Source organism: Nonomuraea sp. CA-143628 (assembly GCF_050942315.1).
Taxonomy (GTDB): Bacteria; Actinomycetota; Actinomycetes; order Streptosporangiales; family Streptosporangiaceae; genus Nonomuraea.
Map to the genome: position 1 here is coordinate 5,747,093 of NZ_CP192072.1, position 11,758 is coordinate 5,758,850.

At 70.1% G+C, this 11,758-nt stretch carries 14 protein-coding genes; 6 read left to right on the forward strand and 8 right to left on the reverse strand.

The genetic code is table 11. The features are described from left to right. A complete protein-coding gene (locus tag ACQP2T_RS26320; RefSeq protein ID WP_358541287.1) occupies nucleotides 1-894 on the forward strand; it encodes a carbohydrate ABC transporter permease in 894 nt (297 codons plus the stop codon). Nucleotides 895-1,082: 188 nt separating this feature from the next. Further along, nucleotides 1,083-1,409, forward strand: coding sequence for an STAS domain-containing protein (locus ACQP2T_RS26325; protein ID WP_433518705.1), 327 nt, complete (start codon nucleotides 1,083-1,085; stop codon nucleotides 1,407-1,409). A 36-nt stretch (nucleotides 1,410-1,445) separates the two neighbouring features. Here ACQP2T_RS26325 and ACQP2T_RS26330 read toward each other — a convergent pair whose 3' ends face one another. The 4 genes from ACQP2T_RS26330 to ACQP2T_RS26345 all read right to left on the reverse strand — a co-directional run bounded on the left by ACQP2T_RS26330 (nucleotide 1,446) and on the right by ACQP2T_RS26345 (nucleotide 3,313). Continuing rightward, complete coding sequence (locus ACQP2T_RS26330) at nucleotides 1,446-2,096, reverse strand: hypothetical protein (protein WP_433518706.1); 651 nt, start codon at nucleotides 2,094-2,096, stop codon at nucleotides 1,446-1,448. An 81-nt stretch (nucleotides 2,097-2,177) separates the two neighbouring features. Next, nucleotides 2,178-2,471, reverse strand: a complete 294-nt coding sequence (locus ACQP2T_RS26335) for a hypothetical protein (protein ID WP_358199743.1) — start codon at nucleotides 2,469-2,471, stop codon at nucleotides 2,178-2,180. A gap of 3 nt (nucleotides 2,472-2,474) precedes the next feature. Beyond that, the gene (locus ACQP2T_RS26340; RefSeq protein WP_357952112.1) at nucleotides 2,475-2,792 is read right to left on the reverse strand and encodes a hypothetical protein; all 318 of its coding nucleotides are present in this window, start codon (nucleotides 2,790-2,792) and stop codon (nucleotides 2,475-2,477) included. A gap of 89 nt (nucleotides 2,793-2,881) precedes the next feature. Further along, nucleotides 2,882-3,313: a hypothetical protein gene (locus ACQP2T_RS26345; RefSeq protein WP_433518707.1), complete on the reverse strand. Its 432-nt coding sequence runs from the start codon at nucleotides 3,311-3,313 to the stop codon at nucleotides 2,882-2,884. Nucleotides 3,314-3,572: 259 nt separating this feature from the next. On the opposite strand from ACQP2T_RS26345, the gene ACQP2T_RS26350 reads away from it, so the two are divergent. Together ACQP2T_RS26350 and ACQP2T_RS26355 are read left to right on the forward strand one after the other, a co-directional pair. Beyond that, nucleotides 3,573-4,790, forward strand: coding sequence for a cytochrome P450 (locus ACQP2T_RS26350; protein ID WP_433518708.1), 1,218 nt, complete (start codon nucleotides 3,573-3,575; stop codon nucleotides 4,788-4,790). Nucleotides 4,791-4,804: 14 nt separating this feature from the next. Then, entirely contained in the window at nucleotides 4,805-4,999 is a 195-nt protein-coding gene (locus tag ACQP2T_RS26355) for a ferredoxin (RefSeq protein WP_433518709.1), read from the forward strand. A gap of 9 nt (nucleotides 5,000-5,008) precedes the next feature. Here the strand turns inward: ACQP2T_RS26355 and ACQP2T_RS26360 are convergent, their stop codons facing one another. Next, entirely contained in the window at nucleotides 5,009-5,656 is a 648-nt protein-coding gene (locus ACQP2T_RS26360; RefSeq protein ID WP_433518710.1) for a TetR/AcrR family transcriptional regulator, read from the reverse strand. Between the two features lie 187 nt (nucleotides 5,657-5,843). On the opposite strand from ACQP2T_RS26360, the gene ACQP2T_RS26365 reads away from it, so the two are divergent. Both ACQP2T_RS26365 and ACQP2T_RS26370 read left to right on the forward strand, forming a co-directional pair. Next, nucleotides 5,844-7,298 carry an MFS transporter gene (locus ACQP2T_RS26365; RefSeq protein ID WP_433518711.1) on the forward strand — a complete coding sequence of 485 codons (1,455 nt, stop codon included), beginning with the start codon at nucleotides 5,844-5,846 and terminating at the stop codon, nucleotides 7,296-7,298. A 59-nt stretch (nucleotides 7,299-7,357) separates the two neighbouring features. Beyond that, a complete protein-coding gene (locus ACQP2T_RS26370; RefSeq protein ID WP_433518712.1) occupies nucleotides 7,358-8,023 on the forward strand; it encodes a TetR family transcriptional regulator in 666 nt (221 codons plus the stop codon). A 57-nt stretch (nucleotides 8,024-8,080) separates the two neighbouring features. Here ACQP2T_RS26370 and ACQP2T_RS26375 read toward each other — a convergent pair whose 3' ends face one another. From ACQP2T_RS26375 to ACQP2T_RS26385, 3 genes are all read right to left on the reverse strand, one after another. After that, on the reverse strand, nucleotides 8,081-9,265 hold the full coding sequence (locus ACQP2T_RS26375) for a tetratricopeptide repeat protein (RefSeq protein ID WP_433518713.1): 1,185 nt from the start codon (nucleotides 9,263-9,265) through the stop codon (nucleotides 8,081-8,083). Continuing rightward, on the reverse strand, nucleotides 9,262-10,683 hold the full coding sequence (locus ACQP2T_RS26380; protein WP_433518714.1) for an AAA family ATPase: 1,422 nt from the start codon (nucleotides 10,681-10,683) through the stop codon (nucleotides 9,262-9,264). Before ACQP2T_RS26380 ends, ACQP2T_RS26375 begins: the two co-directional genes overlap by 4 nt. 112 nt (nucleotides 10,684-10,795) lie before the next feature. After that, a complete protein-coding gene (locus tag ACQP2T_RS26385; RefSeq protein ID WP_433518715.1) occupies nucleotides 10,796-11,746 on the reverse strand; it encodes a catechol 2,3-dioxygenase in 951 nt (316 codons plus the stop codon). Nucleotides 11,747-11,758: the final 12 nt, after the last annotated feature.

Consider the following 11,758-nt stretch of genomic DNA (forward strand, 5'->3'; position numbering starts at 1 on the left):
ATGGGGACGACCCTGACAACACGCCCTGAGCGGACCAGCGCCCAGCGGCCCCGGCACGAACGCGACGCGCCCGCCCGGCACTGGAACTGGCTGGGCGGCGCGACCGGGTGGCTCTGGCTGGTCGTCGTGGTGGTGCCCATCTACTGGATCGTCATCACCAGCTTCAAGACGCAGAGCAACTACTACGCGATGAACCCGCTGGCGCCGCCGACCGAGCCGACCCTGGCCAACTACCGCATGGTCATCGAGTCCGACTTCATCCAGTATTTCGTCAACAGCCTCATCGTCACCGTCGGCGCGGTGATCCCCGCGGTCGGCGTCTCCTTCATGGCGGCCTACGCGATCGTGCGGGGCTCCTCCTCCCGCCGGTTCATCCGGTCGGTCAACTCCCTGTTCCTCATGGGCCTGGCCATCCCGCTGCAGGCGACGGTCATCCCGATCTACCTGATCATCATCCGCCTGCACCTCTACGACACCCTGCTGGCGATGATCCTGCCGTCGATCGCCTTCGCGATCCCGCTGTCGGTGCTGGTCCTGTCCAACTTCATCCGCGACGTCCCGAAGGAGTTGTTCGAGTCGATGCGGATGGACGGCGCCACCGAGTGGGGGACGCTCTGGCGCCTGGCCTTCCCTCTGTCCCGCCCGGCCGTGGTGACGGTGACGATCTACAACGCCCTGACGATCTGGAACAACTTCCTGCTGCCGCTGATCCTCACGCAGAGCCCGGACAAGCGGACCCTGCCGCTGGCTCTGTGGACCTTCCAGGGCCAGTACAGCATCAACGTGCCGGCCGTGCTCGCCTCGGTCGTCCTGACCACGCTGCCGATCCTGACCCTGTACGTGGTGGGCCGGCGTCAACTCCTCAGCGGCCTCATGGCGGGCTTCAGCAAATAATCACGTTAAATATCCCTTTTTAGTTAACGAATTCCCCAATACACCATTCCGAATGCTGGCTGCGAAATGCGATAAACTCATCCCACCGAGGACGTTTCGTGCGTTGGCACTCAGGTCAGCGTCGCCCACGGGTCTCTCCAGAGGCATGGACGGGGCACGCTGAGCTCGGACCTCGATGGGGGATCATCATGACCATCACGCACGCCGTACCGCTTCCCAGGGCCGGCGGAGCGTCCGCTCCGACCACGATCCAGGTGAGCGGTGAGATCGACATCTTCACCAGCAAGGAGCTCCGCCAGGGCTTGGTGGCGGCTCTGACGACGTGCACCAGCACGCTCATCATCGACCTGTCGGGGGTGTCGTTCTGCGACGCCACCGGCCTGGGCATCCTGGTCGGCATCCAGCACCGCGCCCGGGCGCAGGGCATCACGCTCGCCCTGGCCGGGCCCCGCCCGTTCATGCTCAATCTCCTGCGCGTGTCCGGGCTGGACCGCAGCCTGCCGATCGTGCTGTGACCCCTATCTCCCCGGGTCCTCGGAAATCGGAAACGGTCAGTCGGCGATGTAGCCGATCGACTGGACGTCGTACCCGCGCGTGATCGAGCCCTTGAGGTGCATCAGCAGGGCGCCGCCCTCGTAGGAATAGGCGCAGCTGTAGCCCTTCGGCTCCTTGGTGCAGCCCTGGAAGTAGTAGGTGACGCCCTTGGGGTCGTACTTGACGCGGAAGAGCTTGGCGACCGCCTGCTGTGAGGCAACCTCGAGGCCGAGGTTGCGATCACCCTGGTGCCAGGCCGTGAGCAGCTGCTTGGCGGCCACCGCCGGCTTGGTCACGTGGCGCGACTGGTAGACCCGGGTCACCTTCGAGCCTGAGACGATCATGAGCAGGCCGTTGAGCCCGCCCGGCACCCGCACACTGGTGTGGACGAACCGGCACGCGTTGCCGGCGCAGCCCGCGAACTCGTCGGGCGCGCGGTAGACGTAGGAGAAGATCGAATTCACCGCCGCCGGAGTGGCCACCTTCGCGGCCGCCGCGCGGTCGCGCCGCAGCCACGCGTGGAACAGCTTGTTGGACACCTTCGCCGGTGTGGCCGCCGGTGCCGCTGTGTTCTGGGCGGCGGCACCGGCCGCCGCCGGGGAGGATGTGACCAGTAGCGCGGCGACCGCGGTCGCCGCGCCGGCACCGAATAACCATCGTCGTGACATACCGGCGACGCTAACGACACCCGCTTGCACGGAGATTGACACCGGCTTGGCCGGTGCGCCGCCGGTCGGCCAGGACCGTGGCTAGAGGGTGGAGGACTCCTCCGTCACCAGGGCCCCGCTGGAGGTGTCGACCCGCATGTGCACCGGGCCGCTGATCAGCGAAGGGTCCACGTGCAGCGTTCGCAGCGCGGCGTAGTCCAGCCCGCGATCCCTGGCCAGCGCGAGCGCCCGCTCGGCGACCACGCTCTCCGGTGTCTCCTCGACGCCCTCCATGTCCACGACGTGATGGACATGCTGGATCACGCCGTCGGCGTCATAGAGGACGCAGCTCTTGACGTAGGCGACCCGACCGCCGCCCGTCGACCTGAATTCCATCTCTCACCCCCAGAAGTCGAGCCGCGCGAGCAGCCAGCCGGTCTGATCCGTGCCTGTGGCGATAGCCAGAGTGACGCTGCTGACGCGGTCGAAGACCAGCGGCGGCCACGAGGGCCACTCGCCGAAGTCCACGTCCTGGTCGGCACCGGAGTCCAGCCTGCGCCGGAAGTGCTTGATCCCCGCGTACTGCGTCCCGCCCCCGGTCGCGCCGTACAGCGAGACCGACGTGCCGACCAGCGCCGGGGGAAGGTTGACATCGACCGTGTGGTAACCGTTTCCCCAGGCGGAGAACCAATGCCAGTCGATTCGAGTGACGGCCATCGCGCCCCCTCTCTCTTGGTTGTCCCGTTAAGCCAAGAGTGAGGAGGAATGGGGCGCCGCACCTGAGTAGACCCCTACCCATTCGGGCCTCAGGAGTGGACGGCGCGGATCTCCGTGACGGTGAACTCGTCGACGATGTGCTGGTTCTGCAGCAGGAACCCGACCATGCCCGCCACCGCCTCCGCGCCCAGCTCGGCGCGTATCTGCCCGCTCAGCAGGTAGACCAGGGGGGTCGACGGCTGGTCCAGCGCGAAGCGGCGGCCGTGGCGGTGTACGTCGTGCAGGGTCTTGATCGGGATCGGCCGCGCCGAGGTGAACCAGACCGCGACCTCCCACAACGGCAACGCCGGATCGGCGTCGGCCGAGACCTCGTAGCAGGTGACGCAGCCGTGCCCGGCGTGCTGCCCGTGCGGGCAGGTCCACTGGGCGATGTCGGCCCGGCTCTGGTCGTGGCTGCTCAGGATCGCCGCCTGCGTCACGCGCCGGCGCGCCGGTCGTCGCGGGCCCTCGGACGAGGGCAAATAGTCATTGCCGATGATCGGAGTCCCTTCGTTACCACATTTCCGATCTCTTGAGCCTAGCTCCCACGCGACGCTGCGCGACGGCCCCGCGCCCGACGGTCGCCCGTCGCCGGTCAGCCGCACCACCCGCCGAACCGCGAAGCCCGTTATGCACCAAAGGCGGCCCGGAAGGGCATCCGAGGGCCATTTCAAGGAGGTTGCCTTAATAAAGCAGCCGACTTAAGGTGAGTTCGATCAGGTTCCCGAACTGGAGGGCACGATGACTGCTGAGGCGATTCCTGACTATCCCTTCACCCGGGCCACGGCTCTGGAGCCCCCCGCGGAGCTGGCGGAGCTGCGGGAGAAGTGCCCTGTCGCGCACGTCCGGCTGCCCAGCGGTGACGTGGCCGGGCTGGTGACCCGCTACGACGACGCCCGCGCGGTGCTCTCGGACCAGCGGTTCAGCCGCAACCTCGCCCGTGAGGGCGCCGCCCGGATGGCCACCACGAAGGACGGCGGCCTGTTCAACCGGCGCAAGATGGGCAGCGAGAACATCAGCGAGGGGGAGGGGCACCTGCGGTGGCGGCGGCTGCTCAGCCGCTGGTTCACGGTCCGGCGGATGGAGGTGTGGCGCCCCAGGATTCAGGCGATGACCGACGACCTGGTGGACGGCCTCGTGGCCAAGGGCTCCCCGGCGAACCTGTCGTCCGGGCTGGGCCTGCCCCTTCCGGTGCGCGTCATCTGCGCGCTGGTCGGCGCGCCTGCCGAGGACCAGGACAAGTTCGCCCACTGGTCGACCACCATGCTGACCCTGACGCGTAACACCCAGGAGGAGGTCGACCAGGCGTACGAGGACTTCAACTCCTACGTCTCCGACCTGATCGACCGCAACCGGGCGAACCCGGGCGACGACCTGCTCAGCGAGCTGACGCAGATCACCGACAGCGAGGACGGCCGCCTCAGCCACGCCGAGCTGATCGCCACCGTACGCGGGCTGCTGCTGGCCGGGCACGAGACCACGTCCAACATGATCGCCATCATGGCGGCGATGGTGCTCTCCGAGCGGGAGCGCTTCGAGGCGGTGATCGACGATCCCGAGCTGATCCAGGGCACGGTCGAGGAGGTGCTCCGCATGGACAGCACGCTCTCGGCGATCGGCGTGCCCCGGTTCATCACCGAGGACGTCGAGCTGAGCGGCGTGACGGTGCCGGCGGGGACGACGTTGATCCCCAGCGCGCCCGCCGCCAACCGGGACCCGCGCAAGTTCCCCGAGCCCGAGCGGTTCGACCCGCGCCGGCAGGCCAACCAGCACCTCACTTTCGGCGCTGGGCCGCACTTCTGCATCGGCCAGCCTCTGGCCAGGATGGAGCTTCAGGTCGTGCTGGGCACGCTGGCCCGGCGGCTGCCGAGTCTGCGGTTGCGGGACGCGCCCGACGACCTCAAGCTCCGTACCGGAGGGATGTCCGGCGGGCTGCAGGACGTCTGGGTCACGTGGTAACTGGAGGGCCCGTCATGAAGGTGATCGCCGACCAGGACCTGTGTTGCGCCAGCGGGATGTGCGTGATGACCGCAGACCAGGTCTTCGACCAGCGCGAGGAGGACGGTGTCGTCGTCGTGCTGGTCGAGGCGCCCCCGCCGGAGCAGCATGAGGCGGTGCGCGTCGCGGCCGCGGGGTGCCCCGCCTCGGCCATCCGGCTCGTGGAGTGACATCTCCGATCAGGGAGTGGCGGTGACCGGGGCCAGCCACAGGCCGGTGATCGCGTCGATCATCCCCGTCGCGGCGGCGTCCCAGGTCGCGTGCGGGGTGGCCGTGCCCTCGTGCAGCGCGCGTTCCCGCTCGGCGCACATGTGCACCAGCAGGTGCCGGATCATGTCCTTGCGCTCCTGTCGTACCTGCTCGGGCAGGTCGGGTACGAGCCGGGAGATCCCGTCGAGGGTCTGCCGCAGCGACGAGGACGTGATCGTGTCGTCGGTGACGAGCTTGCGGAAGGCGGGGTCGGTGGTGACCTGGGCGGCGAAGCGGGCGTACCAGGTCGGGGTGCCCAGGTCGGCTATGTGTTCGGTGACGGGGCGTACGAGGCAGGCGATCCACTCGTGCAGGCCGGCCGAATCCGTGATCGTCGTGAGCATCTCGGCCCGCCGCCGCTCCATCGGCTCGGCGTGCCGGCGGACGATCGCGAGCACGAGATCGGTCTTCGTGCCGATGTGGTAGCCGACCGCGGAGTTGTTGGCCTGCCCCGCCGCCTCGCTGACCTGGCGGTTGGACACCGCCACCACCCCGTGCTCGGCGAACAGCCGCTCGGCCGTCGTCACGAGCAGCTCACGGGTCTCGCCGCCACGCTCGGGCTTGGTCGTGGTCACCATTACCTCCGCACGGTCGTGGGAGCACCGTAGAGGGATCGCCTTGATTAAGTCAACTGCTTGACTCTATTGAGGCGACCGCCTTACGGTTATGATGGCCGCCGCGCGATCTTCGCGTACCCGAAAAAGGGTGCAGACGTGAGTGCAGGGTCATATAGCCCCATATCGCAACGATCGAGACAGGACGTCGATGACGACGCTGGTCCCTGGGACCGAGGTGCGGGCGCCACGCGGCGGCCTGACGGTGGCGGTGCTGGCGTTCGCCGGCATCGTGGTCGCGCTCATGCAGACCTTGGTCATCCCGCTGGTCCCCCAGCTGCCGACCCTGCTGCACGCCACCCCGTCGAACACCTCCTGGGCCATCACCGCCACCCTGCTGGCCGGCGCCGTGGCCACCCCGGTGTTCGGGGGCCTGGGCGACATGTACGGCAAGCGGCTGATCCTCGTGCTCTGCCTCGGACTGCTGGTGACCGGGTCGGTCGTCTGCGCGCTCAGCAACTCGCTGCCCCCGATGATCGTGGGCCGGGCCCTTCAGGGCGCGGCCGCCGGCGTCATTCCGCTGGGCATCAGCATCATGCGTGACGAACTGCCTCCCGAGAAGCTCGGCTCGGCGATCGGGCTGATGAGCTCCTCGCTGGGCGTGGGCGGCGCCCTGGGTCTGCCGAGCGCCGCGTTGCTCGCCGAGAACATCGGCTGGCACATGCTGTTCTGGGTCTCGGCGGCGCTCGGCGCCGTGGTGGCCGGACTGGTGCTGGCCGTCGTGCCGGAGTCGCCGCTGCGCACCGGTGGCCGCTTCGACGTGCTGGGCGCGGTCGGGTTGACGGCCGGACTGGTGTGCCTGCTGCTGCCGATCTCCAAGGGCGGTGACTGGGGCTGGACCAGTGGCACCGTTCTGGGACTGTTCGCCGCCGCCGCGGTCATCCTGCTGCTGTGGGGTGTGTGGGAGCTCCGCGTGCGGCGGCCCCTGGTGGACCTGCGGATCACCGCCCGCCGCCGGGTGCTGGTGACGAACCTGGCCTCCATCACGGTCGGCTTCTCGATGTTCGCGATGTCGCTGGTGCTGCCCCAGGTGCTGGCGATGCCGGCGGCCACGGGATACGGCCTCGGCCAGTCGTTGCTGGTGATCGGCCTGTGCATGGCGCCGGGCGGCCTGGTGATGATGGCCACCTCGCCGCTCGCGGCGCGGCTGTCGGCCGCGCGGGGCCCGAAGGTGTCGCTGATGGCGGGCTCGCTGGTGATCGCCGTCGGCTACTTCCTGGGCATCGTGCTCATGGGCGGGGTCTGGCAGATCGTCGTGTTCACCTGCGTCATCAGCGCCGGGGTCGGCATCGCGTACGCCGCCATGCCCGCGCTGATCATGTCGGCCGTCCCGGCGTCGGAGACCGGCGCGGCCAACGGCCTGAACGCCCTCATGCGCTCGATCGGCACCTCCACCTCCAGCGCGGTGATCTCGGTCGTCCTGGCCAACATGGTCATCCGCTTCGGCCCCGCCGAACTGCCGTCCCTCACCGGCTTCCGGGTCGCCATGCTCATCGGCGGCTGCGCGGCGCTGGCCGCGTTCCTGATCGCCGCGTTCATCCCGAGCGGCCGCGATACGGGTAATCTGGCCCCGGTGGAGGCAGGGACCGCGACCAGAGCGCGGTGAACCAGAGCGTTTAGTGAACAAGGGCGAGGTCGGGCAACGGTCATGAAAGTCAGTGCGACGTGACGCTCTCCGAGACGGCCGCCTCGATCTCGCCCCGATCCGCGCTCGCCAGGGACAAGCTGATGCACACCGCGGAGCGGCTCTACGCGGAGCACGGGTTCGCCAACGTGTCGATCAGGAAGATCGGCGAGGCGGCGGGCCAGCGCAACAAGTCGGTGGTGCAATACCACTTCAGCACCCGAGACGAGCTCATCCACGCGATCCTGGCCCGGCACATGGCCGCGATCGAGAAGCACCGCGTCGCGATGGTGGCCGCGCTGAGCGAGTCGGGCGAGATGTCCCTGCGGGACTGGGCCACCTGCCTCGTCCTGCCGAGCATCGAGCATCACATCGACGTGGGCACGCCGTCCTGGTACGGCCGGTTCCTCGCCCAGGCCGTCGTGGAGCCCAGCCTGCGCGAATACACGATCCAGGCGCATCTGAACATGCCGTCCTTCCGCCGCCTGGAAGAGCTCGGCCAGCCGCCCGGGCGGGCCGCCGATCCTGAGCTCTCCGCGCAGCGGGGCGCGATGATCCGGCAGCTGATCGTCCACATGAGCGCCGAACTGGAAGCCGACCTGGCCGACCGCCGGGCCGACCCCGGCACCGCCGAGCGGGCTTGGCGGCGGCTGGGGGACAACCTGATCACCGCCATTACCGGGCTCAGCTCCGCCCTTCGGGCGTAGCGCCGGCCGCGGTGGCCGAGGCGGCGGCGAACCGCCGGCCGGGTGTGTGCCGGACGCCTAGCCGTGGTGGCCGAGCACGCGCCGTACGCCTGCCGCGACCCAGATCGTGGCCAGCCCGGCGTATACGCTCAGCAGCGCCACGCCCGTCGCGGCCAGGATCGTCGCCATGACGATGGCCACGACGAGCAGGCCCGTCCAGCCGTACAGGATCGCCCGCCCACGCGCCGAGCCGGTGTGCACGGCCTCCTGTACCGCGGTGACCAGGGCCATGACCGCCACGCCCGCGGTGCCGATCGTGTCCTGGCCGAGCGCCACGCCCAGCACGAGCACCGCCACTCCCACGGCCACCAGGCCGCAGCACAGCACGGCCACGCGGGCCTCGGCGCCCTCGAAGAGCAGCCGGGTGGCCTTGGCGCGGGCCAGCCGCAGCGTGGTCCACGCCTCGGTGACCCACGCCGCCCAGTGCAGGAGCGCGATGATGATGAAGACCACGATCAGCGGCGGGACCGCGGGCAGCAGGAACACCAGCCGGCCGCCACGGAACCCGCCCCGCAGCCGCGCGAGCCGCCGGTAGAGCGGATTGCGCTGCTTCAGCGCCGTCACCAGGAGATCCCTGGCCTGGTCGAAGCCGGGGTCGAGGCGGAGCACCTCGCGGAAGGCGTCCGCCGCCTGCCGGGGATCGCCGAAGGCCAGCGCCGCCCGGCCGTACGCCAGGTGCGCGATGGCGCTCTCCGGGTCCAGCCCCACGGCGTCCGCGGCGGCGGCCGTGGCCTGCTCCGCCTCCCCGAGCTCGGTGAGCGCCACCGCCAGCAGGCTCACCAGGTCGGACTCCTGCGGGTCGATGGCCAGCCCGCGCCGCGCCGCCTCGGCCGCCTGGGTCCACTGACTCTTGGACACATGGACGCGGGCCAGCAGCTCCCAGATCGGGGCGTACTCGGGCTCGAGCTCAAGGGCCACGTGGAGGGCGGCCATCGCCTCGTCGGGCCGGCGGGCGAGCTGATGCACCTGTCCGGCCACGTAGTGCGTGAGCCACTGGTCGGGCGCCAGCCGGATCGCCTCATGCGCCTCTTCGACCGCCTCGGCCACGACGCCCTGCTGGGCGAGGGCGAGCGCCAGGAAGGAATGCGCGGTGATGTGCTGCGGATCCTGGGCGAGCGCGCCACGCAGCTCCCGCTCGGCCTCGGCCGGACGGCGCATCCCCAGCAGGGTCCGCGCCCGCTGTACCGGATCGGCGGTGGTCACCACTTGGCTTTGACCCAGGGCAGCAGCTCGTCCCAGGCGCCGGAGTCGTTGGAGTGCATCACGTAGTTGCGCGCGGTGGCCATCCATTCGCGCACCGCGGTCGGCCGTACGCCCTGAGCCGCGGCCAGCAGGTCGGGCGTCGACAGCGGGATGGGACGGCCCGCGCTGATCGACTGCTGGAGCTTGACCTCCACCGCCCGGTCCACCACGCCCTTCAGATCCGCGCCGACGAAATGGTCGGTGACCCGCGCGACCGCGTCGAAGTCCATCTCCGCCAGGGGCTTGTCGCGGCACAGCAGGCGCAGGATGGCCGCGCGGGCCGCCGGGTCGGGCGGCGGGACGAACACCGGCTGGTCCAACCGGCCGGGACGGCGGAACGCCACGTCCACGTACCAGGGGGCGTTCGTGGCCGCCAGCACCAGGACCCCCTCGTTGGCGTTCTGGTCCACGCCGTCGAGCTCGGCCAGGAACTGGTTGACCAGCTGCCGCGTGTGCGCCTGGCGCATGTCCGAGCGGCGGGCGGCCAGCGCGTCGACCTCGTCGAAGAACAGCACGCACGGCCGGTTGCGCCGGGCCAGCTCGAACGTGGCCCGCAGGTTGCGCTCGCTGGAGCCGATGTACATGTCCAGGATGTCGGCCAGGCCCACATTGACGAACGACGCGCCGAGCTCTCCGGCGGCGGCCCTGGCCAGGTGCGTCTTACCCGCTCCCGGCGGCCCGTACAGCAGGACGCCGCCACCGGCGCGCTTGCCGTAGGCGGCGAACAGGTCCGGCTGCTGGATCGGCAGCAGGAGCTTGACCCGCAGCGACTCCTTGACCGCCTCCATGCCGGCCACGTCGGCGAAGCTGAGCTTGGAGCGCTCGACCTCGGCAGTGGCCCCGTCCACCGGCGTGGGCGCCGACGTGGACGCTGGTGCGGCGTAAGCCTGTCCGGTGGGAGGGGGCGGTGCGGCGTAGGACTGCCCGGGAGGCGCTGGTGATGCGGCAGGCGCCGGTGCTCCGTACGGTGGGGCGGGCGGGGCCGACAGCCGGGCCGCCAGGTCGGCGTCTCCCACGGACGGGTCGCGGGAGACCGCCTCGTGGTAGCGGTAGCCCGCCCGCGCCGTGTCCCCCTCGCCGAGCAGCGCCCGCGCCGCCAGCACGCCCACCTTGGGCGGGTAGCCGGGCGAGGCCAGCAACGGCTCGAGCGCGGCCAGCGCGGCGCCGTAGGCGCTCTGCCGGACGAACGCCTCCGCCAGCCCGGCCATGATGCCCGCGTCCTTGGGCGCGAGCACGAGCGCGGCGCGGTATTCGGCCTCGGCCTCGCCGAGATACCCCTTGGCCAGGAGCTGCCCGGCCAGGTGCTGCCGCAGGGGAAGGTTGTCCGGGGATAGGCGGGCCGCCTCGCGGAGCGCCTGGAGACCGGCATCGTCGAGCACGTGCCGTCCCTTCTGTAGCGGGTGGTTTCGGTCGGTCCTGAACTACGCAAGATACCGAAATCAGCCCACACCGGGGCGCATAGGGCGTGGGACCTCAGGTCCTTACGGCATCTCAGGCCAGGGGAGGGGTGCCGTGCGTGTGGAAGGAGTCGATGGTCTTCAGCCCCCAGGCCTGTCCCTTGGCCCGCTCCTCCTCCGTCCAGGTGATCAGCGGCCAGTCCGGGGCCAGCACCAGGCGGGTGAGCGGGTTGCACAGCTCGATCCGGTTGCCGCCGGGCTCGTAGACGTACAGGAAGAACGTCTGCTGGATGGCGTGCTTGTGCGGTCCCGTCTCGATGTGGACGCCGTTGTCGAGGCACAGGTCGGCGGCGCGCAGGATGTCCTCGCGGCTGTCGGTGGCGAACGCGACGTGGTGCAGGCGCCCATGCGAGCCCGACCAGTCCTCGGTGTAGACCAGGTCGTACGACTTGTTGGTGAACGTCAGCCACTGCGCGCTGAGCCTGCCGCTGTCGAGCACGATCTGCTCGGTGGGCCTGGCCCCGAGCAGCCGGTGGGTGAAGTCGGCGTTGGGGGCGACGTCGGCGGCGAGGAAGTTGACGTGGTCGAGCCGCCGTACACCGACACCCTGGCCGGGCTTGGCCTGCGGCTGGTTCTTGAGCCCGGGGCGCAGCTCGGGGGGCGCCTGATACCACTCGCTCTCCCAGTAGAGGGCGATCTCGTGCCCGTCGGGGTCGTGGGTGACGTACAGGGGGCCGATCCCGGGCTCGTCCTCCACCCACGCGCCGGTCAGGCCGGCGTTCTCCAGGGCCTTGACCCGCGCGTTCAGCGCCTCCTCGCTCGAGGTCCGCAGTGCCGTACGGCTGATGCCGGAGGTGGAGTGGGCGGTGAGCGTCAGGCTGTGGTGTTCGTAGTCGTCCCACGTACGCAGGTGGACGGAGTCGCCGGAACGGCCGCTCTCGGTCATGCCGAGCATCTGGGTGAAGAACCACAGGCTGCGGTCGGGGTCGGGGGTGAGGAGCCGGACATGGCCGAGATGGGCGATGTCCCCCAGCGGCGGGGCCATAGCAGAGCCTCT

Coding starts and splice junctions, on each gene's coding strand:
- ACQP2T_RS26320 (WP_358541287.1), top strand. CDS start 1: ATGGGGACGACCCTGACAACACGCCCTGAGCGGACCAGCGCCCAGCGG.
- ACQP2T_RS26325 (WP_433518705.1), top strand. CDS start 1,083: ATGACCATCACGCACGCCGTACCGCTTCCCAGGGCCGGCGGAGCGTCC.
- ACQP2T_RS26330 (WP_433518706.1), bottom strand. CDS start 2,096: ATGTCACGACGATGGTTATTCGGTGCCGGCGCGGCGACCGCGGTCGCC.
- ACQP2T_RS26335 (WP_358199743.1), bottom strand. CDS start 2,471: ATGGAATTCAGGTCGACGGGCGGCGGTCGGGTCGCCTACGTCAAGAGC.
- ACQP2T_RS26340 (WP_357952112.1), bottom strand. CDS start 2,792: ATGGCCGTCACTCGAATCGACTGGCATTGGTTCTCCGCCTGGGGAAAC.
- ACQP2T_RS26350 (WP_433518708.1), top strand. CDS start 3,573: ATGACTGCTGAGGCGATTCCTGACTATCCCTTCACCCGGGCCACGGCT.
- ACQP2T_RS26355 (WP_433518709.1), top strand. CDS start 4,805: ATGAAGGTGATCGCCGACCAGGACCTGTGTTGCGCCAGCGGGATGTGC.
- ACQP2T_RS26360 (WP_433518710.1), bottom strand. CDS start 5,656: ATGGTGACCACGACCAAGCCCGAGCGTGGCGGCGAGACCCGTGAGCTG.
- ACQP2T_RS26365 (WP_433518711.1), top strand. CDS start 5,844: ATGACGACGCTGGTCCCTGGGACCGAGGTGCGGGCGCCACGCGGCGGC.
- ACQP2T_RS26385 (WP_433518715.1), bottom strand. CDS start 11,746: ATGGCCCCGCCGCTGGGGGACATCGCCCATCTCGGCCATGTCCGGCTC.